The following is a 23,983-nucleotide window of genomic DNA, read 5'->3' as shown; positions in this document are numbered from 1 at the left end:
CCCCATGCTGATCATTCCCGCAATTGACCTGAAGGACGGACAATGTGTCCGCCTCAAGCAGGGCCTGATGGAAGAGGCCACCATTTTCTCAGACAGCCCGGCCGAACAGGCCCGGCACTGGCTGGATCAAGGCGCGCGCCGTCTGCATCTGGTCGACCTCAACGGTGCCTTTGCCGGCAAACCGAAGAATGCCGCAGCGATCAAGGCCATCCTGGCCGAGGTCGGTGACGACATTCCGGTCCAGCTCGGCGGCGGCATTCGCGATCTCGACACCATCGAAGCCTGTCTGGATGGCGGCCTGTCCTACGTCATCATCGGCACTGCCGCGGTGAAGAATCCGGGCTTTCTGCACGATGCCTGCGTTGCCTTCCCGGGGCACATCATCGTCGGCCTCGACGCCAAGGACGGCAAGGTGGCGACCGACGGCTGGTCGAAACTGACCGGTCACGATGTCGTCGATCTCGGCAAGAAATACGAGGACTACGGCGTCGAGTCGATCATCTACACCGATATCGGTCGTGACGGCATGCTCTCTGGCCTGAACATCGAAGCCACCGTGCGTCTGGCTCAGGCGCTGACCATCCCGGTGATTGCTTCCGGCGGCCTGTCCAACCTCGACGACATCCGCGCCCTGTGCGCGGTCGAAGGCGAAGGCGTGGTCGGCACCATCGCCGGTCGCGCCGTGTACGACGGTTCGCTGGATTTCAAGGCGGCGCAGGAACTCGCCGACGAGCTGGGCGCCTGATGCTCGCCAAACGCATCATCCCCTGTCTCGACGTCACCGCTGGCCGGGTCGTCAAGGGCACCAATTTCGTCGGCCTGCGCGATGCCGGCGATCCGATCGAGATTGCCCGCCGCTACAACGAGCAGGGTGCCGACGAAGTCACCTTCCTCGACATCACGGCCTCCTCCGATCAGCGCGACATCATTCTGCACATTGTCGAAGCCTGCGCCGAGCAGGTCTTCATTCCGCTGACCGTCGGTGGTGGTGTGCGCAAGGTCGAAGACGTGCGTCGCCTGCTCAACGCCGGCGCCGACAAGGTGTCGATGAATACTGCCGCGGTGCAGAATCCGGACCTGATCTTCGATGCATCGAGCAAGGTCGGTTCGCAGTGCATCGTCGTCGCCATCGACGCCAAGCAGGTCGCGCCCGGCAAGTGGCATGTGTTTACGCACGGCGGCCGCAACGATACCGGACTCGACGCCATCGAATGGGCGAAGAAGGTCGAGGCGCTGGGCGCCGGTGAAATCCTGCTGACCAGCATGGACCGCGACGGCACCAAGAACGGTTTCGATCTGCCGCTGACGCGCGGTGTATCCGACGCGGTCGGGATTCCGGTGATCGCTTCCGGCGGCGTCGGCAATCTGCAGCACCTGGCCGACGGCGTTTCCGAAGGTCGCGCTGACGCGGTATTGGCTGCATCCATCTTCCATTTTGGTGAGTACACGGTGCGCCAGGCCAAGGAATACATGGCCGCGCGCGGGATCGAGGTGCGACTGTAATGGCCGATCTCGATCACGCCCTCGACTGGCTGGCCGCACTCAAATGGGACGCCGACGGCATGATCCCGGCGATTGCCCAGGACGCCGCTGGGCGTATCGTAATGTTCGCGTACATGAACCGCGAGTCGCTGCAGGAAACGGTGCGCAGCGGCAACGCGGTATACTGGTCGCGTTCGCGGGCACGTTTGTGGCGTAAAGGCGAGGAATCGGGGCACTGGCAGAAGGTCAGCGCCATCCGTACTGATTGCGACGGCGACGTGCTTCTGCTGACGGTCGAACAGGTCGGCGGCATCGCCTGCCATACTGGCCGCGCGAGTTGTTTTTTCAATGAGTTGCAAGGGGAACGCTGGGTTCCCGTCGATCCGGTTTTGAAAGATCCGAAGGACATCTACCAATGAGCACGCACGACATCCTGCATCGCTTGTCCGAAACCCTGGCTTCGCGCCGCCATGCCGATCCGGAAAAGTCCTACACCGCCAAGCTGTTTGCCGATGGCCCGGACTCCATCCTCAAGAAGATTGGCGAGGAATGTGCCGAGCTGATCATGGCCGGCAAGGATGGCAAGCGCCTGAACATCGTCCGCGAATCGACTGACGTCGTTTATCACATCCTGGTCCTGCTCGCCTTCTACGGCCTGTCGATCGAAGACGTGTCGCAGGAAATGCGCCGTCGCGAAGGGATTTCCGGCATCGACGAGAAGGCCTCGCGGAGCGCCGGCAAGTGAGCGATTGCCTGTTCTGCCGGATCGTTGCCGGGCAGATTCCCGCGCAGAAGGTTTACGAGGATGAACTGATCCTGGCCTTCCGCGACATTCATCCGCAGCGGCAGGTTCATATTCTCGTCATCCCGAAGAAGCATATTACGTCGTTGGCCACCGTTGCGCCGGAGGATGCTGAAATCCTCGGTCGCATGCTGGTCAAAGCCAACGAAATCGCGCTTGCCGAGGGTAGCCCCGGCGGCTTCCGTGTCATCATCAATACTGGCGAGATCGGGCAGCAGGAAGTGCCCCATCTGCACATGCACATCGTGGGCGGACCTGACCCGGTCGGCCCCATGCTCAAGCGAATTTAAGGAGACATCATCATGGGTACTTTTTCCATCTGGCACTGGCTGATCGTTCTGGTCATCGTCCTGCTCGTGTTTGGCACCAAGAAACTGCGTAACGTCGGTCAGGATCTCGGTGGTGCGGTCAAGGGCTTCAAGGACGGCATGAAGGAAGCCAATGCCGACAAGCCGGCCGATGGCGCCCAGCCGACCCAGCAGGTCGGTGGCCAGACCATCGACGTCGAGGTCCAGGAAAAGACCAAGTCCTGATAATCCGGGCAGGTTGTTGCCTGCCCGTTCATGATCAAATTCCATGTTCGATATCGGTTTTACCGAATTGATGGTGATCGGCGTCGTTGCGCTGCTGGTCATCGGTCCCGAGCGCCTGCCCAAGGTGGCGCGTACGCTCGGCCATCTGCTTGGCCGCGCGCAGCGTTACGTCAATGACGTCAAGTCCGACATCAATCGCGAAATGCAGCTCGACGAACTGAAAAAGCTGCAGGCGCAAGTGGCCGAGTCGGCCCGCTCGCTCGAAGATACGGTGCGCAAGGAATATGATTCCGCGCGCACGACCTTCGCTTCGCCGGTCCAGGACGCAATCGCCGATCTCGAAGCAAGTGCCCGCAAGATCGAACAGGATGTCGCAGCAGTGGCCAGCCCGGTGAGCACCGATGCGAAGCCGGCTGTACCGGAAAAGGATGGCAGCAAGGCATGAGCGAGACCGAGCAGCAGGAAACCTTCGTCTCGCATCTGGTCGAGTTGCGCGACCGGGTTTTGCGCAGCCTGATTGCCATCGCCGTGGTGATGGGCGGACTGGCGCTTTATCCCGGGCCGGGGGCGATCTATGACCTGCTGGCGGCGCCGCTGACCAGCGCCTTGCCCGAGGGAACCAAGATGGTTGCCATCGGCGTCGTCACGCCGTTCATGGTGCCGCTCAAGGTCACCGCCATGGTCGCCTTCGTGCTTGCCTTGCCCTATGTGCTGTTCCAGGCCTGGGGCTTCGTCGCGCCCGGTTTATACGCCCACGAGCGCCGCCTGGGCATTCCGCTGATCATCTCGAGTACGGTGCTGTTCGTGCTGGGCATGGCCTTCTGTTACTTCTTCGTCTTCGGCCAGGTCTTCCACTTCATTGCCAGTTTTGCGCCCAAGAGCATCACACCGGCGCCGGATATCGAAGCCTACCTGTCCTTCGTGATGACCATGTTCATGGCCTTCGGCCTGTCCTTCGAGGTGCCGGTGGCGCTCGTCGTGCTGGTCAAGCTGGGCGTGGTCAAGGTCGAGAAGCTGCGCGAATGGCGCTCCTATTTCATCGTCGGCGCCTTTGTCGTGGCTGCCGTGGTCACGCCGCCCGACGTCGTTTCGCAACTGGCGCTGGCGGTTCCGATGTGCCTGCTTTACGAACTCGGCATCCTGGCAGCGACGCTGGTGTCGAAAACCACGACCCGCGCCGAAGCCGATGCGGCTGCCGCTGCCAGCGCAGAACAGTCCGCTGCCAGCGACCTTGACCTCGACGCCGAGCTGGACAAGGCCGAAGCCGACTTCCGCAAACTCGACGGCAAGTCCTAATTGCGTGGCGGTCCCGGACGGGTTGCCTGCTGGCCCGCCGGCGCGCCGTCGATGAAGCGCCACAGGGTGCCGGCCGGCATTGTTGTCCACTGTTCGTTGTCGGTCAGCGGCAGGGTGGCGATCACCGCCACCCGATCCCGGGCGCCGGTGACTTCGCGGAAATCAACGGTCAGATCCTGATCCTTCAGATGCGCTTCGGCGAACGGCGCCTGGCGAACGATGTAGCTGAGTCGCGTTGAGGCATGGGCGAACAGGCAGTCGCCGTTGGACAGCAGGAAATTGAATTCACCATGCCCGGCAATCGCCAAGGTGAGCTCGTGCAGCGCCGCGAACAAGGCGTCGACCGATGGCATGACCTCACCGAAACGGCGGCGGAATTCCTGCAGCAGCCAGCAGAAAGCGCGCTCGCTGTCGGTGTTGCCGACTGGCATGAAGCTGCCGTCGAGTGTCGGCTGGAAATCGAGCAGGTTGCCGTTATGCGCGAAAATCCAGTAGCGGCCCCACAGTTCGCGCATGAAGGGGTGGGTGTTTTCCAGCGCTACGGTTCCCTGGGTGGCCTTGCGGATGTGCGCGATGACATTCATCGAACGGATCGGATAGCGGCTGACCAGTTCTGCCACCGGCGAACTGGCCGAGGGCTGTGGATCAAGGAAGACGCGCGTGCCGCGGCCCTCGAAAAAGGCGATGCCCCAGCCGTCCGAATGCACGTCGGTGGCGCCGCCGCGTGCCTGGAAGCCGGAAAAGGAAAAACAGATATCCGTAGGCACGTTGCAATTCATGCCAAGCAACTGACACATGGGGCTTATTCCTCGGCGCGCAGTGGCGGACGCTTGCCGATCCTGACCTGGAGTTCGAGGATGCTGCGGTCGCGGCGCAGGCGGAAGGCGGCTTTTTCGTCGGGCTTGAGTTCGGCGATCAGATCAAGCATGACCTGCGGGTCGGTGACGGCCTTGCCATTGACCGAGAGCAGCACGTCGCCCGGGCGGACGCCGGCGCGGTCGGCCGGGCTGGCGCGCACGACGCCGGCGATCAGGGCGCCGTCGGTATCGGGCAGGCCGAAGGATTCGGCCAGTTCCTCGGTGATTTCCTGGGCTTCGACACCGATCCAGCCGCGGGTCACCGAACCGCTTTCGATGATCTGTTCCATGATGCTGCGCGCACTCGATACCGGAATGGCGAAACCGATGCCGTGGTTGCCGCCGGTCCGCGAGTAGATCGCGGTGTTGATGCCGACCAGGTTGCCCTGGGCATCGACCAGGGCGCCGCCGGAGTTGCCGGGGTTGATGGCGGCGTCGGTCTGGATGAAGTTCTCGAAGGTGTTGATGCCCAGGTGCGAGCGGCCCAGTGCCGAGACGATGCCCATGGTCACCGTCTGGCCGACGCCGAAGGGATTGCCGATGGCGAGCACGACATCGCCGACGCGCAGGTTGTCCATCTGGCCGAAGGTGATCGCCGGCAGGCCACTGGCGTCGATGCGCAGGACGGCGAGGTCGGATTCCGGGTCGGTGCCGACGATCCGTGCCTTGTAGGTCTTGCCGTCGTTGAGGGCAACCTGAATGTCGTCGGCGCCTTCGATGACGTGGAAATTGGTCAGGATGTAGCCGTTCTGGCTGACAATGACGCCGGAGCCAAGGCCGGAGTTGCGCCGGTTCTGGCCCTCGGGGCGCTCGCCGAAGAAGTGGCGGAAGATCGGGTCGTCGAACAGCGGATGGCGTTGCTGGCGGACCTGCTGCGTGGTGTAGATATGCACCACTGCAGGTAGCGAGCTGCGCGCGGCATCACGATAGGAGGCGGCTGCCCGGGGCTCGCCGTCAACGGATGGTGCGGCCTCCTGCAGCGCAATGATGCGCTGGCCGCGCGGCAGCCATTCCGGCTTCAATGTCGAAACCGTGAAGACGACGGCCAGCGCAACGGTGACCGTTTGTGCAAAAATCAGCCACAACCTGTGCATGTGAGTCCGTGACGATGAAACTTGATGAATTGACGCTGTATCTCGATGAATTGCTGCAAGCGCCGAAGTACCGGGATTATTGCCCAAACGGTCTGCAAGTGGAAGGTTGTGGCGAGGTGACGCATATCGTTGCCGGGGTCACGGCCAGTCAGAAACTGCTCGATCTGGCGGTCGAACGCGGCGCCCAGGCCGTTCTGGTCCATCACGGCTATTTCTGGAAGGGCGAGGACGGGCGCATTACCGGCATGCGCCGCAAGCGCCTGGCGACCCTGCTCGGCAACGGAATCAGCCTGCTGGCCTACCATCTGCCGCTCGACGCACACCCGGAACTGGGCAACAACGCGCAACTGGCCGCTTTGTTCGGCTGGCTGCCGGAAGGGCGCTTCGGCGAGCAGGATATTGGCTGGTTCGGTCGCCTGCCAGCGCCGGCCACCCTGGCCGAGGTCAGTGCCGGAATCAATGCGGCGCTGGGGCGGCAAGCCCTGGTGATCGGCGATTCGGCGCGGCCGATCCGGCGTGTGGCCTGGTGTTCCGGCGGGGCGCAGGGCTATTTCGAGCAGGCCATAGCCCTCGGTGTCGATCTTTATCTGTCCGGCGAGATTTCCGAACAGACCGTGCATCTGGCCGAGGAAAGCGGTGTCGCTTATGTCGCCGCCGGCCATCACGCCACCGAGCGCTACGGGGTCAAGGCCTTGGCGGCCCATCTGCAGGCGCGTTTTGCCCTGGAGTGCAGTTTCATCGATCTCGATAATCCGGTCTGAGGCGACTCAGGTACTGCAACGCCAGGGCGCTGAGCACGCCGCCGAACAAGGCACCGCCGAGCAGTTCCAGCCACTGCTTCCAGGCCGTGTTGGCGGGGAGCTTTTCCTCGGGCAGCGGGCCGGCCGCTGGCGGTTGCCGGAGCGCGATGGCCAGTTGCAGTTCCTGCTCGGCGGCCTTGATTTCGCTGCCGATGACCATCGCCGCCTCAAGTTTCTGCAGGCTTTCGTTGAGCCGGCTCAGGCTGGTTTCCATGCGCAGCAGGCGTGCTTCGGTTTCTTCGCTGATCGCCGACGGCAGGTTGTAATCGAGTTGCATCGGGGAGTTGCCAAGAACCAGACGGTCGCCGCGTGCTTCGGGCGGCGGCCGGGGTGCCGGACGGGGCTTCTTTGCGGGGGGCGCGCTGCGTGGCCGCAGGGGCTCGCTGGCAACTGCCGATGCGGACGTCCGGACTGGCGCGCTGGCGATCCTGGATTCGGTTTGCCGGGTGTCCGGTGGCGAGGGCATGACGAAGTAGTCACGTTGCAGTTCGACGCCGCAACCGGCCCGCAAGCGCAGGGTGGCCAGGGGTTCGTGCAGGGGCTCGGGTGCCGTGATGCGCAGGCGCATGCCCTGGCTGCCTTGTTCGAGTTGCAGGCGGGCATTGGTGATCACCGGCAAATCGGCGTCCTTGATCCGGGACAGGCTGAAGCAGACGGCCTCCAGTTTTTCATCCGCCCGGGCGATGATGGCGACTTCCGCCTGCAGCGGTTCGCCGATCCGCGAGTGCACCGTGAGTTCTCCCAGGCCCGCAGCAAGCGCGGAGGGAGATACCATCAACAGGCAGATGAGGCGCGGCAGGCTGGGCTTCACTGAACGAATCGGGATAACATGGCAGGGTGCAATGCGCGAAGTATTGCACATTTGCCGAAACATGCCAGGGGCATTTCATGCATTACGCTATTTCTCCTCGTTCGCCGGTGGTGGTGCCGGTTTTTGACAGCGATGCCTTTTTTCCGGTTCGCCGGATTTTCTGCGTAGGCCGTAACTATGCCGAGCACGCGAGAGAAATGGGCGCGACGGCCCAGGCAGATGGCCTGGAACCGCCCTTTTTCTTCACCAAGCCGGCCGATGCGCTGATCTGCGGTGTCGACGAACTGGCCGTGAGTTATCCGCCGGCGACCGCCAATTTGCACCACGAGGTCGAGATGGTCGTCGCGCTCGGCGCCGGTGGTGCCGATGTGCCGGTCGAGGTGGCGGCCGGCCTGGTGTTCGGCTACGCGGTCGGGCTCGACCTGACCCGACGCGACATCCAGGCCAGGGCCAAGGAAAAGGGCCATCCCTGGGACATGGGCAAGGGTTTCGACCAGTCGGCGGTCTGCGGGCCGCTGGCGCCGCTGGCCACCGCCGGTCATCCGCGCGCTGGCGCGATCTGGCTCAAGGTCAACGGTGAGTTGCGCCAGCAGGGCGATCTCGATCAGATGGGCTGGAAAGTCGAGGACATCATCGCCAACCTGTCGACGCTGGTGCGCCTGGAGGCCGGCGACCTGATCTACACCGGCACGCCGGCCGGGGTCGGGCCGCTGCAGCGCGGCGACCTGCTCGAAGGCGGCGTCGACGGCCTGCCCGGATTGCGCGCCCGCATCGTCTGATCGTCGCTTCGTGTTGCAGGCAATGCGTGGCCTGATCGGTCACGCTTTCCCCATTCTCGTTGCCCAGCTTGCGTCGATCGGCATGATGGTCGTCGACACGGCGGTGCTCGGCCACGTCAGCCCGGCCGATCTTGCGGCCGTTGCCATCGGCGGCGGCATCCATATTTCGCTGGTGTTCGCGCTGGTCGGCGTGGTCCAGGCGGTGGCGCCGCTGGTTGCGCATCTGCACGGCGCCCGCCGCGACGACGAAGTGGCTGGCATCCTCCAGCAGGGCTTCTGGCTGGCGCTGCTACTCAGCTTGCCCGGCATGCTCTTCCTGCGTCATCCTGGTTTCGTGCTCGATCCCTTTGCCATGGATGCGGCGGTCGATGCCAAGGTTCGCGAATACCTCGGCCTGCTCGCCTGGAGCTTGCCGGCCGCGCTGCTTTATCGCACCTTCTACGCCTTCTGCAATGCCCTCGGTCGCCCGCGGGTGCTGATGGGCATCGGGCTGGCGGGGCTGGCCATTCACGCCGTGCTTGCCTGGGGGCTGGCCTTGCAGGGCTGGCTGGGCGAGCCCTTGGGGGTGGTTGGTTGCGCCTTGTCGAACATCGTGATCGGCTGGTTGGCCTGCACGACCGGGGCGCTGTGGCTGAATTTCGGTTCGCTCGGTCGCCGTTATCGACCGTTTGCCGGCTGGCAGGCGCCGCGCTGGCCGGTCTGGCGCCAGTTGCTGCGGCTGGGTGTGCCGATGGGTTTTTCCAATCTGGTCGAGATCACGGCGTTCACGCTGGTCGCCCTGTTCGTCGCTTCGCTCGGCGCGACCGAAGTCGCTGGTCATCGCATCATCGCCAACCTGTCGGCACTCGCCTACATGCTGCCGCTGTCGCTGGCGATTGCCACGCTGGCGGCGGTCGGCCAGTTGCTCGGCGCGCGCGACTGGGCTCGGCTGCGGGTGACGGTGCGCGCTGCCTTGTATCTGTCGGCCTTGCTGTCGGTGCTGGTCGGCTTGCTCCTGTGGCTGGCCGCCGAGCCGCTGGTGGCAGCCTATACCGACGATCCTGCTGTGCGTGGGGTGGCGCTGGGGCTGATTGCCTATGTGGCGATCTACCAATTTTTCGATGCCCTGCAGACCATCGCCGGTCATGTCTTGCGGGCCTGCCGGGTGACTTTTGTGCCGATGCTGATCCAGACTTTCTGCTTCTGGGGGATCGCCCTGGGCGGCGGCGCCTGGCTATGTTACCGCTGGCAACCGGCGCTGGGAGTTGCCGGTTTCTGGCTGGCGTCGGTGATTGCACTGGTGGCGGCAGCGGCAATGCTTTTGCCGTTGATGGTCAAGGTCATCCGACTGAGCGAAAGCGCTTCGTAATTATGAATTTTGGCCTGCAATAATTCGTTGCGGCTGTGGTAAGATTTTCGGCTCGAAGAAGTATAACCGGGCGGGGCCAGGGGGATGTTTGGTGCCGCTCAAAGCTCGCAACTCAACTCAACGCAAGGAAAGCGCATGAAAATTCACGAATATCAGGGCAAGCAAATCCTGAAGAAATTCGGCGTTACGGTTCCGCGCGGGATTCACTGCACGACCGTCGATGACGCAGTCAAGGCAGCTGAAACCCTGGGCGGCAAGGTCTGGGTCGTCAAGGCACAGATCCACGCAGGCGGCCGTGGCAAGGGCGGCGGCGTCAAGGTCGCAACCTCTCTGGAAAAAGTGCGCGAGTACGCCAGCCAGATCCTCGGCATGCAGCTGATCACGCACCAGACCGGCCCGGAAGGCCAGAAGGTTCGTCACCTGCTGATCGAAGAAGGTGCTGACATCCAGCACGAATACTACGTCGCCGCGCTGACCGACCGCGCCACGCAATCGGTCGCCATGATGGCCTCGTACGAAGGCGGCATGGACATCGAAGAAGTCGCCCACAAGACCCCGGAAAAGATCGTCAAGGTCTTCGTCAACCCGCTGGTCGGCTTGACCGACGAGCAGGCGCTGACCCTGGCCAAGGGCATGGGCATGAACGAAGCCTCGATCCCGCAGTGTGTCGATACGCTGAAGAAGCTGTACACCTGCTACATGGAAACCGACGCTTCGCTGGCCGAAATCAACCCGCTGATCCACGAAGCCGACGGTACCGTCAAGGCGCTCGACGCCAAGTTCAACTTCGACTCCAACGCTCTCTACCGTCAGGAAGAAATCGTCGCCATGCGCGACCTGGACGAAGAAGACGCTGACGAAATCGAAGCTTCCAAGTTCGACCTGGCCTACATCTCGCTCGATGGCAACATCGGCTGCCTGGTGAACGGTGCCGGTCTGGCCATGGCCACCATGGACACGATCAAGCTGTTCGGCGCCGAGCCGGCCAACTTCCTCGACGTCGGCGGCGGTGCCACGACCGAGAAGGTCACCGAAGCCTTCAAGATCATGCTCAAGAACACCAAGGTCAAGGGCATCCTGGTCAACATCTTCGGCGGCATCATGAAGTGCGACACCATCGCCACCGGCGTCGTCGCTGCAGCCAAGGAAGTCAATCTGTCGGTGCCGCTGGTCGTCCGCATGAAGGGCACCAACGAAGACCTGGGCAAGAAGATCCTCAAGGATTCCGGCCTGCCCATCATCTCTGCCGATTCCATGGCCGAGGCCGCCACCCAGATCGTTGCCGCGGTCAAGTAAGGAGCCACCGAATGTCTATCCTGATCAACAAGAACACCAAGATCATCACCCAGGGCATCACCGGCAAGACCGGTCAGTTCCACACGGAAAAGTGCCAGGAGTATGCGAACGGCAAGGAATGTTTCGTTGCCGGCGTGAACCCGAAGAAGGCCGGCGAGTCGATCTTCAACATCCCCATCTACGCTTCGGTCAAGGAAGCCGCCGCTGAAACCGGCGCGACCGTCTCCGTCATCTACGTGCCGCCCGCCGGTGCTGCTGCCGCCATCTGGGAAGCTGTCGAAGCCGACCTCGATCTGGCGATCTGCATCACCGAAGGCATCCCCGTCCGCGACATGCTGATGGTGCGCAACAAGATGAAGGAAAAGGAAGCCAAGGGCGGCAAGAAGACCCTGCTGCTCGGCCCGAACTGCCCCGGCCTGATCACCCCGGACGAAGTGAAGATCGGCATCATGCCGGGTCACATCCACCGTAAAGGTCGTATCGGCGTCGTTTCCCGTTCCGGCACCCTGACCTACGAAGCCGTCGGTCAGCTGACCGAAATCGGTCTCGGCCAGTCGTCCGCTGTCGGTATCGGTGGTGACCCGATCAACGGTCTGAAGCACATCGACGTCATGAAGATGTTCAACGACGATCCGGATACCGACGCCGTCATCATGATCGGCGAAATCGGCGGTCCGGACGAAGCTGAAGCCGCCATGTGGTGCAAGGAAAACATGAAGAAGCCGATCGTCGGTTTCATCGCGGGTGTCACCGCCCCGGCCGGCAAGCGCATGGGCCACGCTGGTGCCCTGATTTCCGGTGGTGCTGACACCGCTGATGCCAAGCTGGAAATCATGGAAGCTTGCGGTTTCACGGTCACCAAGAACCCGTCGGAAATGGCCAAGCTGCTCAAGGCCATGCTGTAAACTTCGAGCCTTGCTCGACGAAGAAGGCGGGCCGCGTGCCCGCCTTTTTTACGTCCATCTTCCGGAGAACGAATCATGGCGGTATTCCTGACCGAAAACGACGTCAAACAGGTGTTGACCGTGGACATGGCGCTGGCCGGTGTCGAATCGGCGCATCGCGACCTGGCGCTCGGCCAGGCGGTCGATACGCCGCGCCAGCGCAGCCGCCTGCCGCAGACGGTGCTGCACATCCTCCAGGGCGCGTTGTCGGCGCAGGGCGTGCTCGGCTACAAGGCCTATACCAGCAACCGTTCCGGCAACCGTTTCCTGGTCCATCTGTTCGATGCCGGTAGTGGCCAGTTGAAGGCGGTGATCGAGGCCGACTACCTGGGCATGATGCGTACCGGCGCCGCCAGCGGCGTTGCCGCGCGCTGGCTGGCGCGCCCGGATGCGACGGTGGCCGGCGTTTTCGGTAGCGGCTGGCAGGCGGAAGGGCATGTGCGGGCGATCTGCGCGGCGTTGCCGCTGGAACTGGTCAAGGTGTGGGCGCGCGATGCCGTCAAACTGCGCGATTTCTGCGCGCGCCTGAGCGAACAGACCGGGCGTCGCGTGGTGCCTGCCGCCGATGCCGAGGATGCGGTGCGTGAGGCCGACCTGGTCGGCACGGTGACGACGGCGGCGAAGCCGCTGTTCGACGCCGACTGGCTGCAGCCGGGGACGCACATCAATGCCGCCGGCTCGAATGCGCTGATCCGCCAGGAGCTCTCCGAGGCTGCCATACGCCGTTGTGGGCTGATCACGGTCGATGCCGTGCCGACGGCGCTGGCCGAAGCCGGCGACTTGCTGCCGTTGCTGGAAAAAGGCCGTCTGCAGGCGCGCCAGTTGGTCGAGCTGGGCGAAATCATCGTCGGTCGCCATCCTGGGCGCAGCGATGCCGAGCAGATCAGCCTGTTCGAATCGCAGGGCATGGCCATTCAGGATCTGGCTGTTGCCGTGCGCGTGCTGGCGGCGGCGAGCGAGCAGGGGCTGGGCCGGGAAATCCCGATGCAATGAGTCGCATGCAACGAAGGTTTGACCGCTTGCGCCGTACCGTCGACAATATGCTGTCTTGCTAAGGGAGAGGCTGGAGCGTGTATGAGGGGGGCGAATGAGTCTTCATGAAGTGCTCGACATCGCGTTGTGCAGTGACCCGGGTGTGGTTCGTTCGCACAACGAGGATGCGGTGTTCGCCGATGCCGATCTCGGCATCGCCATACTGGCCGATGGGATGGGGGGCTACAACGCCGGCGAGGTGGCCAGTGGCATGGCGACCAGCCTGTTGTCGACGGCGTTTTCGCGCTTGTTGCGCGATGCGCGCAACGAGACAGCGTTACTGAGTTACCCGGAGCAACTGGTTAACGATGAAATTTGCGGCACCAATGCCGCGATCTTCCATGCCTCGCAAACCCAGGAAAAATACGCCGGCATGGGAACCACGCTGGTCTTTGCCTGGTTCCTCGATAATCGCGTCTATATCGCCCACGTTGGCGATTCGCGTGCCTACCGCTGGCGTGACGACAATCTGAGTTGTCTGACGCGTGATCATTCACTGCTTCAGGAACAGATCGACAGCGGCATGATCAGCCTCGATGAGGCGCGTTTTTCTCACAACCGCAACCTGGTTACCCGGGCGCTGGGCATCGAATCCGAGGTCGAGGTCGATATCGGTGTACATGATGTTCGCGAGGGCGATATCCTGCTGCTTTGCTCCGATGGTCTCAACGACATGCTCGATGATGAGCAGATTGCTGAAGTCATCGCGGTTCATGGGGAGAACCTGGCGCAGGCGGCCGAGCAACTGGTCGAGCGGGCCAATGACCACGGTGGCCGGGACAACGTCTCGGTGATTCTGGTCAGGGTGACGGGTGATTGTGCAGTACATTGCGGCTGGTGGCACAAGTTGCTGGCCAAACTGAAGTAATGGGGAATGAAAGATGGCGAAGCTGATCCTTTCCATGGATGGTCTGGTGCTCAAGGAAATCGTGCTGGACAAGGAGCGTCTGACGATCGGGCGCAAACCGCATAACGACATTCAGATCGACAATCTGGCCATTTCCGGCGAACACGCCGTGGTGGTTACCATCCTGGCCGATTCCTTCCTCGAGGACCTGAACAGCACCAACGGTACGCTGGTCAATGGCCAGCCGATCAAGAAGCATTTCCTGCGCGCCAACGATGTCATCGAACTGGGCAAGTACAAACTCAAGTACATGACCGATGCTGCTGCGGCCCAACCGGTGGAAGCGGACGTGGCTGTCAAACGAGCGCCGGCGGCCAGAGCGCCAGGCGAATTGCAGCTCGCACCGAGCGAGCAGGGCGTGCGTTCCAACGTCGGCGTGAGCTCCCGGCCGACGGCAGTGCCGCCTGCGGCAATCCAGTTGCTGAACGGTCCGAATGCCGGCAAGGAACTCGCCCTGCAGAAGACTCTGACCACCATCGGCAAGCCCGGTACACAGGTCGCGGTGATCGCTCGGCGCCCGCATGGTTACTTCATCACCCATGTGGAAGGCGAGACTTTCCCGGTGGTCAATGGCGAGCAGCTCGATGCGCAGGCGCATCCGCTGGGCGATCACGATGTGATCGAAATTGCCGGCATCAAAATGGAATTTTTCCTGAAAGCCTGACATGGAACTGCGCGTGCTCGGCTGCAGTGGGGGAATCGGCGGGGCAGCGCAGCGGACCACCGCCTTGCTGCTTGATCGCGACATCCTGATCGATGCGGGCAGCGGCGTCGGCGATCTGTCGATGGACGCCCTGTGCCGGATTGACCACGTCTGCCTGACCCACGCCCACCTCGATCACATCGCTTTCCTGCCGCTGCTGGTCGACACCGTGGCCGGCATGCGGCAGACACCGTTGACGGTGCATGCGCCGGCGGCCGTCATCGAAGCGCTGCAGCGGCATGTCTTCAATGGCACGATCTGGCCCGATTTTTCCCGTCTGCCAACGACCGATGCGCCGTTCATGCGCTATCGCGAACTTTCCTTGGGGCAGGTGTTACGCCTCGGCGAGCGGACAATTCTGCCGTTGCCGGTCGACCACTCGGTGCCCGCTGCGGCCTACCGGATCGATTCCGGGCAGGCCAGCCTTGTCTTCTCCGGCGATACAGGGCCTTGCGATGCCTTCTGGCAGGCGGTCAACGCCATCGACAACCTGCGCATCCTGATCATCGAATGCGCTTTCCCGGATCGCGAACGTGATCTGGCCGTTCTTTCAAAACATTTTTGCCCGTCCATGCTGGCCGATGGGCTGGCAAAACTTGAACGAGCGTGCGATCTTTACATCACCCACCTGAAACCGGGGCAGGCCGAAGCCACCCTGGCCGAAGTCGAATCCTGTCTGGGTCATCTGGCGCCCCGCAGGCTGAGCAACGGACTGGTATTGACGTTTTGAGCGACGCAGGAGAACCGGAATGCAAACCTTGAGTGACCTGTTTCATCGTCTCGAGCAGCTCAACGATATCGGCGTTTCACTTTCTGCCGAACGCGACATCCAGACCCTGCTGGAAAAAATCCTGCTTGCCGCCAAGGAAATCACCCGTGCCGATGGCGGCACCTTGTACCGTCTGTCTCCAGACGGACAACACCTGCAATTCAAGATCGTCCGTACCGACTCACTCGGCCTGGCGTTCGGCGGCGCCACCGGCAAACCGCTGACCGACAATTTTTCCGATCTGCCGCTGCATCATCCGGATGGCAGACCGAACGACAGCATGGTTGCCGCCCATGCCGCCTTGTCGGGACGGACCATCAACATTGCCGACGCCTATGAAGCCGAAGGCTTCGATTTCTCCGGGACGCGCCGTTTCGACGCCCATACCGGCTACCGCTCACGATCCTTCCTGACCGTGCCGATGAAGGATCATGCCGGGGAAATCATCGGCGTCCTGCAACTGATCAATGCCATTGATCCGGCCACCGGCGAAGTCGAGATATTCACCCAGGCCGATCAGCAACTGGCCGAGTCGCTTGCCTCGCAAGCTGCCATCGCGCTGACCAACCGGCAACTGGTCGAACAGCTGGAAACCCTCTTCGAATCCTTCATCCAGGTGCTTAACCTGGCCATCGACGAAAAATCACCGCATACCGGTGGGCACTGCCAGCGCGTCCCTGCACTGACGATGATGCTGGCCGATGCCGTCGACGCCATCGACGACGGCCCGCTCGCCGATTTCAAGCTCAGCGACAAGGATCGCTACGAACTGCGCATTGCCGCGCTGATGCACGATTGCGGCAAGGTCACGACACCGGTCCATGTCGTTGAAAAAGCGACCAAGCTGCAGACCATTTTCGACCGCATTGCGCTGGTCGATACCCGCTTCGAAGTCCTGCGCCGCGACGCCGAGATTCGCAAGCTGCAGGCAGTCGCTGCCGGGAGCAATGCAGCTGAGGCCGAAGCCGAATGCCAGGCTTTCTGTGCCCAGCTCGATGCCGACCGCGAATTCCTGCGCAAGGCCAACAAGGGCGCCGAACGGATGCGTGACGAGGACCTGGCACGCATCCAGCAGATCGCAAGCGACTACCATTGGCGCAACCCGGCCGGCGAGGAAGTGCCGCTACTCGATGCCGACGAACTCGACAATCTCAGCATCCGCGCCGGTACCCTGACGGCGGCGGAACGGGAGATCATCAATCACCACATCGTCGCCACCATCCGCATGCTGGAGCAGCTCCCCTGGCCAAAACACCTGCAGAAAGTGCCCGAATACGCCGGCGGCCACCACGAGCGTATGGATGGAAAAGGCTATCCGAAAGGCCTGAAGCGCGAGGAGATGAGCCTGCCTGCCCGGATGATGGGCATCGCCGACATCTTCGAAGCCCTGACCGCCAAGGACCGCCCCTACAAGCAACCGATGAAGCTTTCCGAAGCCATGAAGATCATGGAAAACTTCCGCAACAGCGGTCATATCGACCCGGACCTGTTCGACGCCTTCCTGCGGCAAGGGGTGCATCGGCGCTATGGGGAGGTATTTCTGGATCGGGGGCAGGTGGATTGTTGAGGGTGTAAATCTTCAAGCAATGACTTCGCTGACGCTCATTGTCGGTACTGGGTGACAAAAAACGTCAGATTTTGCCAACTTTATTTGTGTTGTTTTCATCAAAAATTCTTAGGTGATTGTTTTTTTTGTTTTTTTGTTCTTGGCATGAAATGTGTTTGTGGTTAAGCAGCGGTTTCCCCCGCCTTTCCCAAAAAGGAGATTCAAATGCAAAAAACTCAACAAGGTTTCACCCTGATTGAACTGATGATTGTTGTGGCGATCATCGGTATTCTCGCTGCTGTGGCTCTTCCTCAATACCAAGCGTACACTCAGCGCTCTGCTGATGCTGCTTGTCTTGCCGAGGCGACTGCTATTGCAAGAGGTATGGCCGCGGCAAATGCCAATAACTCTACAGCTCTGCTTTCTACTACTGCGCTTTCTGCCTGCGATACCGGTACGTTGCCGACAGCTCTTGCAACAGGGACTGCGACTTTCCGCAACGCAGCTCGCGGTACTCAAACAGTGACATGTAACTACAGTGCTGGAACGTGCTCACTCGGGGCTACCCCGTAATTTCCAAAGGCTAACAGAGGGAATTTGAGACAAGCTAGTCTTTTTTCGTCTTCTTTTTTCCCGACACCCCGGCGCTTAATTGCACCGGGGTTTTTGTTGGTGCTCTGTTCTGCCGTCGATATTTTTCCTAGTGTCGATCCGGGCCTGATTTCAGCCACGCCACCAATAATTCCGGAACCTGCCCAACCAGCAGCTCATGCCGCCCGGCAACCCAGCCGTGTGCCGCTGTCGCGGATTTCTGGCCGAGGGCTTCGTGGATCAGCAGTTCGGCAGTGACCTGGTCGTTGATCAGGCCCAGGGTTTCCTGCAGCTTGGCCAGGGTGTTGAGGTAGGTTTTCATGCCGCGGGTCGGTAGCAGCGGGGTCATGAATTCCATCGCGTAGCGCAGTTTCTTGAAGCGCAGGCGCATGATGTGGCGTTGTTCCGGGTCGAGCGTGTCGTATTGTTCGGCCATCTTGCGCACGCTGCGGGTGTGGGCGGCGATGCGTTCGTCGGCGAAGCGTTTGAGCGGGATGTCGACGGTGTCGGTGAGCGCATGCACGGCAGCGGTGAATTCGACCATCAGGCGTGGATATTCCTTGAGCGCGAGCAGGTGCTTGATGGCGTGGCGGGCTGATTTGACGCGGCGTCTGGCTTCGTTGCGCAGGCGGTGCAGATCGTGGTTGTGCGGGAAGGCGGCGTGGATCGGGGGCAGGGTTTCCTCGAGGAAGACGTCCCAGTTGCGGGCGTCGCCCAGGGCGCCGGCCAGGGTTTGCCAGCTGCGCCCGTAGGCGGCGACGAAGTCTTCCGGCAGGGCGGGGGCGAACAACTTGATGGCCGAGCGCAGGCGCCGCAGGGCGACGCGGGCCTGGTGGATGAATTCGGCTTCGCCGCCGGCCAGCAGACCTTCCTCGTTGCGCTGGAAGTGTTCGAGACAACCCAGGGCGATGGTGCGGAAGGCGGCTACCGGCGTCTGCCGGGCGTTGATCGGCAGGGGCTTGGCGCGAAATGCCTGGCTCGGCTCGTCGAGATAGAGCCGGTAGCCGCGTTCGGCCTTGCTGGCGACGGCCGGGTGCAGGTTGATCTGCGCTTGCAGTTGCCGGGTCAGGGCAAAGATGTCTTCGATGCGGCCGGAGACCAGTTCCAGTTCGACTTCGCAGATCGCTTCGCGACGACCCCGAGCCGCGATATGGCCGCGATCGAGCGCCATTTCGATGAGCGATTCACCGCACGGCAGCAGCCATGCCTGGCGCCGGAAATCGGTGGTGAATGCCGGTTCCAGTCGGTCGCGGTGCTGTTCGAGGAAATGTCGAAGTTCCGCGGCGTCTACATGGGCGAAGTCGAAGACGCCGGGAACAGCCGCCGTCTCCCATTCGTTGCGCACCGCCAGTCCGCCGCTGGCGGGCTCGGCGGATTTGACCGTGAGCAGCCATTCCCAGCCCTTCTTGCGAAAGCGCATGGCGACGCGGCGGGCGCGCAGATCGAGTTCCGGCGTGTCGTAATAGGTGTTCAGCAGATGCTGCTTGCTGCTCGGCGTGCTGGTCAGCAGGGGATGGGCGAGCAGCTTGCGGACGGTTTTCGGGTCGAGGCGCAGCTTGAGTTCGATTTCAGTCGCCATGCGTTCACACTCTCGGCACGGCCGGGCCGGTGGCGCCGTCGAAGCCCAGTTCGGGCAGCATGTCGAGTTCGTCCTGGGTTTGCACGCCTTCGGCGATCACCGTCAGGCCGATGTTGTGGGCGATGCCGCACAGCCCCTTGAGGAAGGCCTGGTTGCCCGGCTGGCTGTCGATGGCGCGGATGAAGCTGCCGTCGACCTTGAGGTAATCCAGGCCGATATCGTGCAGGCGACCGATCTGGCTGAACTGGCGGCCGAAGTGCTCGATGCCGAGGCGGCAGCCGAGCGGGCGAATCAAGCCGGTGAAGGCGACGAATTCGTCAAAGTGCTGGAAGGCGCCAATTTCGGCAACTTCCAGCCAGAGCCGGGCAGCCAGTTCGCGGCGATGGCCGAGCATGGCGTGCAGGCGCTGGCGGAAGTCGGCGTCGTAGATCGATTCGCCGGAGAGGTTCACGGCCACGGCCGGGAGGCCGAGGGCCAGGCGTTCGAGCGCCAGGTTGACGGCGGCCAGGTCGAGCTCGCTGGTCATCGCCAGGCGGGAGGCGACCGGCATGAAGCTGCCGGCGGCCAGCCATTCGCCATCCTCGGCGGCTTGCAGGCGCAGCGGGCATTCCAGGTGGAGCAGGGTGCCGCTGCTGTTGGCGACGGGGAATTCGATCAGGCGCAGGCGCTGCGTCTCGATGGCGCATTCGAGCACCTTCCGCCAGTCGGCGTTGTTGTTCGCGCACTGGGCGTCGTCGCTGTTGGCGCAACGCCAGCCCAGATTGCCTTCGCCCTCGGCCGAGGCAATCGCGGCATCGACGCGGGAGAGCAGGCTGGCCAGGCTTTCGCCGTGGCGATAGACGCCGCTGCCGATATGGCCGACGCCCTCGCCGTCGATCAGGCCGGCGGCGACCAGGTCGCGGAGCAGGGCCAGCAACTGGTCGGCGATCGGTGCCGGGTTGTCGTTGCCAGGCAGCAGCAGGGCGAAGTCGGCACCGTTGAGACGGGCAGCAGCTGCGCCGGGCTGGGTGCTGGCATGGCTGGACAGATGGGCGCCGATCCGGCGCAGCAGTTCGTCGGCGCTGTCGCGGCCGAGGCGGCGATTGACCCCGGCCAGGTCGGCCAGACGCAGCATGACCAGGCTGCCGTTGGGCGGTGCGTCGTCGTCATTGAGTGCCGACGCCAGCTGATTCATGAAATAGGAACGGTTGGCCAGCCCGGTCAGGCTGTCGAGGGTGGCTTCGCGGCGGACCTGTTCGAGGCGGGCGGCTTCTTCCTCGAACATGGCCTTGACCCGCGAGACCATGGCATTCATTGCGCTGGCCAGGCTTTTCAGTTCCGGGGTAGTCGGCTCGTCGATACGGATGAAGCGACGTTCGCTGATCGCCTGCGCCTGGCCAACCACCGCGTCGAGTGGACGCTTGATGCGCAGCAGGATCTGCATGCCGATCAGCCCCATCAGCATACCGCCGCCACCAAACCAGATGAGCAGCCGGAAGGCGCCGTTCCACAGTTCGCCGTAGGCGAACTGGTTGTGGCTGACCAGCTCGACCGTGCCGAACTGGGTCCAGCCGTTGGTGACCTGCGCCGAGCCGGGATGCGATTCGATCGGGAACAGGCTGATGAACCAGTCCGGCACGCCACCGGTGGACGGCGGGCTGGTCTTTTCTATCATCGGCTTGCCGTCGGGGTCGATCACCCTGACCTGGGCATACTGGCCGCTGTCGAAGACGGCGGCGACCTGCAGCTCGACGGTGATCGGGTCCTTGTCCAGTTGCGACATGGAGAGAGCCAGCGAAGCGGCGTTGTCGTTGTTCTTGATCGCCAGCTGCTGCTCAAGATAATCGCGGGCGGTCACCATGCTGACGATGAAACTGCCGGCAAAGGCGATGATGGTGCTGGCGATGACGGCGAGCCAGAGTTGTCGGAACAGGGACATGGACATTTACCTCACTGAAAGCCTTCGGCGCGGGCACGGGCGAGCAGATCCTGCCAGCGGGAGAGGTTGCTCCTGCTGGTCTGGTTGCCGGTGCCCTGCCAGAGGCCTGCACTGTTGAAACTGAAAACCGGGGAAAGATCGTGCCGTTGCGATGCCGGCAGGATCTGCTTGTTCAGGTTGTCGAGAACCAGCGGGTCGGCGTTGGGGCGCGGATAATAGGCGAGGACCATGTGCGCCTGCTGGATGCTGCCGCCGCCCGGCATGGCCTGGGTGGCACGGACATAGACCAAGCGCAGCTTGCTGACCGGGATGCCGAGTTCGAGCAGCGAGAAATACTTGGCGATGGAGAAATCCTCGCAGTCGCCACGGCGCTGGGCCATGGTTTCGAGTGGCGTGGCCCAGTAATCGGTCTGGCCCCACAACGAGAAATCGTCGTCGAAGGCGATGCGCTGGTTGATGAAGTCGTTGACCCGCCGGACCTGTTCCTGCTCGCTGCCGCCGCGGGCGCTGCCGAGCATGCGGCGCCAGTCTTCGAACAGCGCCAGCGGCTCCTGGCCATGGCGGGCGAGCAGCGTGTCCCTGAGACGTTCGAAATCCAGTCCGAACGCTGATCCCAGCCCGATCCATGCGAGCAGCAGCAGGGTGATCAGGCCGGGACGTGCACTGGACATGATGCCTTCCGGCTTATTCCGTCAGTGTCGGGTTGAGCGTGTAAGTCCCGGTCAGGCTGGCCTGGGCGAGAATGTGTCCGGCCATCGCGGCGCGGACTTCGGCGCCACCAAAACGGCCATCCAGCGGCAGGCGTTCGATATCGAGTGCATAGACGGTAAACACGTAGTGATGGACGATTTCGTCGTTCCACGGCGGGCAGGGGCCATCGTAGCCGTAGTAATCGCCGCTCATGTCGTGGTCGCCGGCAAACCAGGCGGTGTAGTCGTTGATTCCCTGGCGGGCGCCGTGGGCGGCCGCGGGGCCGGATTTGCCCCGGGGCGTGACTTCGCTGCTGAACTCGCCTTCAGCGATGCTGCTGAGGCTGGCCGGCAGATCGACCAGTACCCAGTGGAAGAAATCGACGCGCGGCAGCGACGCTGGAACGGTTCGCCCTTCCTGATTGACGTCGTCGCCCTTGCTCGGCACGTCGGGGTCGTGACAGATGACGACGAAGGACTTGGCGCCTTCCGGAGCGCCCGACCAGGCCAGTTGCGGATTACGGTTGCTGCCCAGGCAGACATGCCGGGCGGGGTCCGGTGTGCAGAAGGAATAATCGCCCGGAATGCGCTGGCCATCGGCAAAGCTGTTGCTGCTCAGTTGCATGGTGAGTCTCCTGATTTATTGTGCTGCCTGCCGTTTGAAATCGCGCAGGCGGAAACCGAGAAGCCATAGTGTAGCGAAATATGCGCCGGCGCCAAGCAGAACCAGCCAGCACAAACGCAGGATACGCTCGCCGACCGAACTGGCGAACCAGCTATCTGCCGATCCGCTGGCAAACCACAGGGCGACGCCCATGACAGCCATGGCGCAGGACAATTTCATGAAGAATAACAGCCAGCCGGCTTCCGGTGTGTAAATGCTGGCCCGCCGCAGGCCTCGATAGAGCAGGCCGGCATTCAGGCAGGCGGCCAGACCGATCGACAGTGCCAGTCCGGCGTGCGCGATCCAGCCGACGAAGGCCAGGTTCATCGCCTGGGTGGCGGCCAGCGAAATCAGGGCAATCTGGACCGGGGTGCGGATGTTCTGCCGAGCGTAGAAACCCGGTGCCAGCACCTTGACCAGGATCAGCCCGGTCAGGCCGACCGAATAGGCTATCAGCGCCTGGCGGGTCTGCCAGACGTCGTTGGCGGTGAAGGCGCCGTGGAAGAACAGGGTCGAGATCAGCGGCACGGCCAGGATCGCCAGCGCCAGCGCGGCCGGCGCGGCGAGCAGGAAGGTCAGGCGCAGTCCCCAGTCGAGCAGGCGCGAGTATTCGGCGAAATCCTGCCGGGCATGGCAGCGCGACAGCGATGGCAGGAGGATGGTGCCGAGGGCGGCGCCGAGCAGGCCGGAAGGAAATTCCATCAGCCGGTCGGCGTAATACAGCCAGGACACGCTGCCGGTTTGCAGGAAGGAGGCGAAGATGGTGTTGATCAGCAGACTGATCTGCGACACCGAGACCCCGAGCAGGGCCGGCAGCATCAAGGTGCTGATCCGTCTGACGCCGGGATCGGCCCAGGCGGCCCGCCAGTTGATCGACGGCCGCGGCAGCATGGAAATGCGGCGCAAGGCCGGAATCTGAATCAGCAGTTGCAGGAAGCCGCCGAAGAACACCGCCCAGGCCAGCGCCATCACCGGCGGTTCGAAGTAGGGCGCAGCAAACAGTGCCATGCCGATGAAGGAGAGGTTGAGCAGCACCGGGGTGAATGCCGGCAGGGCAAAACGGCTCCAAGTGTTCAGGATGCCGCCGGCGAGCGCGACCAGCGACATGAACAGGATGTAGGGGAAAGTCACCCGGGTCAGCGCCACCGTCAGTTCGAATTTCCCCACGTCGTCGGCGAAGCCTGGCGCCGACAGCCAGACCAGCAGTGGTGCTCCGGCCACGCCAATGGCGGTGATGACGAACAGGGCCATCGACAGCAGGCTGGCGACATGGTCGACCAGGGTCCGCGTGTCTTCCGGCGAGCGCTGATTCTTGTATTCGCCGAGGATGGGAACGAAGGCTTGGGAGAAAGCGCCTTCGGCGAACATCCGCCGCAACAGGTTGGGCAGCTTGAAAGCCACGAAAAATGCATCGGTCGCCGCCCCGGCGCCGAAGGCCCGGGCAATGACGAAATCCCGGACAAAACCGAGGATACGGGAGAGCAGGGTCATGCCGCTGACGGTCGCCAGCGCGCGCAGCAAATTCATTTGTCGCAGCCTTGTT

General features: G+C 62.8%; 27 protein-coding genes. 19 read left to right on the top strand and 8 right to left on the bottom strand.

The window, feature by feature from the left end; translation table 11 throughout:
* Window positions 1-4 precede the first annotated feature (4 nt).
* The 8 genes from hisA to tatC are packed head-to-tail and all read left to right on the top strand — an operon-like array spanning window position 5 to window position 4,113.
* Window positions 5-745 (top strand): 1-(5-phosphoribosyl)-5-[(5-phosphoribosylamino)methylideneamino]imidazole-4-carboxamide isomerase, encoded by a 741-nt coding sequence (gene hisA, locus AADV58_RS15150; protein WP_028994440.1) that lies wholly within the window; start codon window positions 5-7, stop codon window positions 743-745.
* Window positions 742-1,503: an imidazole glycerol phosphate synthase subunit HisF gene (hisF, locus tag AADV58_RS15145; RefSeq protein ID WP_424243853.1), complete on the top strand. Its 762-nt coding sequence runs from the start codon at window positions 742-744 to the stop codon at window positions 1,501-1,503. Before hisA ends, hisF begins: the two co-directional genes overlap by 4 nt.
* Window positions 1,503-1,901 carry a phosphoribosyl-AMP cyclohydrolase gene (gene hisI, locus AADV58_RS15140; RefSeq protein WP_341743599.1) on the top strand — a complete coding sequence of 133 codons (399 nt, stop codon included), beginning with the start codon at window positions 1,503-1,505 and terminating at the stop codon, window positions 1,899-1,901. Before hisF ends, hisI begins: the two co-directional genes overlap by 1 nt.
* Window positions 1,898-2,227: a phosphoribosyl-ATP diphosphatase gene (locus AADV58_RS15135; RefSeq protein WP_028994443.1), complete on the top strand. Its 330-nt coding sequence runs from the start codon at window positions 1,898-1,900 to the stop codon at window positions 2,225-2,227. Before hisI ends, AADV58_RS15135 begins: the two co-directional genes overlap by 4 nt.
* Entirely contained in the window at window positions 2,224-2,574 is a 351-nt protein-coding gene (locus AADV58_RS15130; RefSeq protein WP_341743598.1) for a histidine triad nucleotide-binding protein, read from the top strand. The genes AADV58_RS15135 and AADV58_RS15130 overlap by 4 nt, the downstream gene beginning before the upstream one ends.
* A gap of 12 nt (window positions 2,575-2,586) precedes the next feature.
* Window positions 2,587-2,817 (top strand): Sec-independent protein translocase subunit TatA, encoded by a 231-nt coding sequence (tatA, locus tag AADV58_RS15125; RefSeq protein WP_028994445.1) that lies wholly within the window; start codon window positions 2,587-2,589, stop codon window positions 2,815-2,817.
* A gap of 43 nt (window positions 2,818-2,860) precedes the next feature.
* Window positions 2,861-3,262, top strand: coding sequence for a Sec-independent protein translocase protein TatB (tatB, locus tag AADV58_RS15120; protein WP_043420913.1), 402 nt, complete (start codon window positions 2,861-2,863; stop codon window positions 3,260-3,262).
* Window positions 3,259-4,113 (top strand): twin-arginine translocase subunit TatC, encoded by an 855-nt coding sequence (gene tatC, locus AADV58_RS15115; protein WP_341743597.1) that lies wholly within the window; start codon window positions 3,259-3,261, stop codon window positions 4,111-4,113. The genes tatB and tatC overlap by 4 nt, the downstream gene beginning before the upstream one ends.
* On the opposite strand, the gene AADV58_RS15110 is transcribed toward tatC, so the two are convergent.
* Both AADV58_RS15110 and AADV58_RS15105 read right to left on the bottom strand, forming a co-directional pair.
* The gene (locus AADV58_RS15110; RefSeq protein WP_341743596.1) at window positions 4,110-4,910 is read right to left on the bottom strand and encodes a class II glutamine amidotransferase; all 801 of its coding nucleotides are present in this window, start codon (window positions 4,908-4,910) and stop codon (window positions 4,110-4,112) included. The genes tatC and AADV58_RS15110 overlap by 4 nt on opposite strands.
* 5 nt (window positions 4,911-4,915) lie before the next feature.
* Window positions 4,916-6,064, bottom strand: coding sequence for a Do family serine endopeptidase (locus AADV58_RS15105; RefSeq protein ID WP_341743595.1), 1,149 nt, complete (start codon window positions 6,062-6,064; stop codon window positions 4,916-4,918).
* A gap of 14 nt (window positions 6,065-6,078) precedes the next feature.
* Between AADV58_RS15105 and AADV58_RS15100 the strand changes: the two genes are divergently transcribed.
* The gene (locus AADV58_RS15100) at window positions 6,079-6,825 is read left to right on the top strand and encodes a Nif3-like dinuclear metal center hexameric protein (protein ID WP_341743594.1); all 747 of its coding nucleotides are present in this window, start codon (window positions 6,079-6,081) and stop codon (window positions 6,823-6,825) included.
* Here AADV58_RS15100 and AADV58_RS15095 read toward each other — a convergent pair.
* Window positions 6,800-7,594, bottom strand: a complete 795-nt coding sequence (locus tag AADV58_RS15095) for a hypothetical protein (protein WP_341743593.1) — start codon at window positions 7,592-7,594, stop codon at window positions 6,800-6,802. The two genes, AADV58_RS15100 and AADV58_RS15095, sit on opposite strands and share 26 nt — an antisense overlap.
* A 158-nt stretch (window positions 7,595-7,752) precedes the next feature.
* On the opposite strand from AADV58_RS15095, the gene AADV58_RS15090 reads away from it, so the two are divergent.
* The 10 genes from AADV58_RS15090 (at window position 7,753) to AADV58_RS15045 (ending at window position 17,572) form a co-directional block, all read left to right on the top strand.
* On the top strand, window positions 7,753-8,454 hold the full coding sequence (locus AADV58_RS15090) for a fumarylacetoacetate hydrolase family protein (protein WP_341743592.1): 702 nt from the start codon (window positions 7,753-7,755) through the stop codon (window positions 8,452-8,454).
* 22 nt (window positions 8,455-8,476) lie between these two features.
* Entirely contained in the window at window positions 8,477-9,802 is a 1,326-nt protein-coding gene (locus AADV58_RS15085) for an MATE family efflux transporter (protein WP_341743591.1), read from the top strand.
* Window positions 9,803-9,937: 135 nt separating this feature from the next.
* Window positions 9,938-11,098: an ADP-forming succinate--CoA ligase subunit beta gene (gene sucC, locus AADV58_RS15080; RefSeq protein WP_121459179.1), complete on the top strand. Its 1,161-nt coding sequence runs from the start codon at window positions 9,938-9,940 to the stop codon at window positions 11,096-11,098.
* 11 nt (window positions 11,099-11,109) lie between these two features.
* The gene (sucD, locus tag AADV58_RS15075; protein WP_341743590.1) at window positions 11,110-12,003 is read left to right on the top strand and encodes a succinate--CoA ligase subunit alpha; all 894 of its coding nucleotides are present in this window, start codon (window positions 11,110-11,112) and stop codon (window positions 12,001-12,003) included.
* 75 nt (window positions 12,004-12,078) lie between these two features.
* Window positions 12,079-13,035 carry an ornithine cyclodeaminase family protein gene (locus tag AADV58_RS15070; protein WP_341743589.1) on the top strand — a complete coding sequence of 319 codons (957 nt, stop codon included), beginning with the start codon at window positions 12,079-12,081 and terminating at the stop codon, window positions 13,033-13,035.
* Window positions 13,036-13,129: 94 nt separating this feature from the next.
* On the top strand, window positions 13,130-13,942 hold the full coding sequence (locus AADV58_RS15065) for a Stp1/IreP family PP2C-type Ser/Thr phosphatase (protein ID WP_341743588.1): 813 nt from the start codon (window positions 13,130-13,132) through the stop codon (window positions 13,940-13,942).
* 13 nt (window positions 13,943-13,955) lie between these two features.
* Complete coding sequence (locus AADV58_RS15060) at window positions 13,956-14,645, top strand: FHA domain-containing protein (RefSeq protein ID WP_341743587.1); 690 nt, start codon at window positions 13,956-13,958, stop codon at window positions 14,643-14,645.
* A 1-nt stretch (window position 14,646) separates the two neighbouring features.
* Entirely contained in the window at window positions 14,647-15,414 is a 768-nt protein-coding gene (locus tag AADV58_RS15055; protein WP_341743586.1) for a 3',5'-cyclic-nucleotide phosphodiesterase, read from the top strand.
* Window positions 15,415-15,433: 19 nt separating this feature from the next.
* The gene (locus AADV58_RS15050) at window positions 15,434-17,020 is read left to right on the top strand and encodes an HD domain-containing phosphohydrolase (RefSeq protein WP_341743585.1); all 1,587 of its coding nucleotides are present in this window, start codon (window positions 15,434-15,436) and stop codon (window positions 17,018-17,020) included.
* 204 nt (window positions 17,021-17,224) lie between these two features.
* A complete protein-coding gene (locus AADV58_RS15045; RefSeq protein ID WP_341743584.1) occupies window positions 17,225-17,572 on the top strand; it encodes a pilin in 348 nt (115 codons plus the stop codon).
* A 127-nt stretch (window positions 17,573-17,699) separates the two neighbouring features.
* On the opposite strand, the gene AADV58_RS15040 is transcribed toward AADV58_RS15045, so the two are convergent.
* From AADV58_RS15040 to murJ, 5 genes are read right to left on the bottom strand one after another with little or no spacing between them, the layout of a single operon-like run.
* On the bottom strand, window positions 17,700-19,169 hold the full coding sequence (locus tag AADV58_RS15040; RefSeq protein ID WP_341743583.1) for a CHAD domain-containing protein: 1,470 nt from the start codon (window positions 19,167-19,169) through the stop codon (window positions 17,700-17,702).
* Window positions 19,170-19,173: 4 nt separating this feature from the next.
* Complete coding sequence (locus AADV58_RS15035; RefSeq protein WP_341743582.1) at window positions 19,174-21,087, bottom strand: bifunctional diguanylate cyclase/phosphodiesterase; 1,914 nt, start codon at window positions 21,085-21,087, stop codon at window positions 19,174-19,176.
* 11 nt (window positions 21,088-21,098) lie between these two features.
* The gene (locus AADV58_RS15030) at window positions 21,099-21,758 is read right to left on the bottom strand and encodes a transglutaminase-like cysteine peptidase (RefSeq protein ID WP_028994462.1); all 660 of its coding nucleotides are present in this window, start codon (window positions 21,756-21,758) and stop codon (window positions 21,099-21,101) included.
* A 13-nt stretch (window positions 21,759-21,771) separates the two neighbouring features.
* Entirely contained in the window at window positions 21,772-22,401 is a 630-nt protein-coding gene (locus tag AADV58_RS15025; RefSeq protein ID WP_341743581.1) for a YbhB/YbcL family Raf kinase inhibitor-like protein, read from the bottom strand.
* A gap of 15 nt (window positions 22,402-22,416) precedes the next feature.
* Window positions 22,417-23,967, bottom strand: a complete 1,551-nt coding sequence (murJ, locus tag AADV58_RS15020) for a murein biosynthesis integral membrane protein MurJ (protein ID WP_341743580.1) — start codon at window positions 23,965-23,967, stop codon at window positions 22,417-22,419.
* Window positions 23,968-23,983: the final 16 nt, after the last annotated feature.

The sequence above is a fragment of the Azonexus hydrophilus genome (assembly GCF_038368255.1).
In the GTDB taxonomy this organism is placed as follows: Bacteria; Pseudomonadota; Gammaproteobacteria; order Burkholderiales; family Rhodocyclaceae; genus Azonexus; species Azonexus hydrophilus.
Note: the sequence above shows the minus strand (reverse complement) of the source record. Positions and strands in the feature narration are given on the sequence as shown.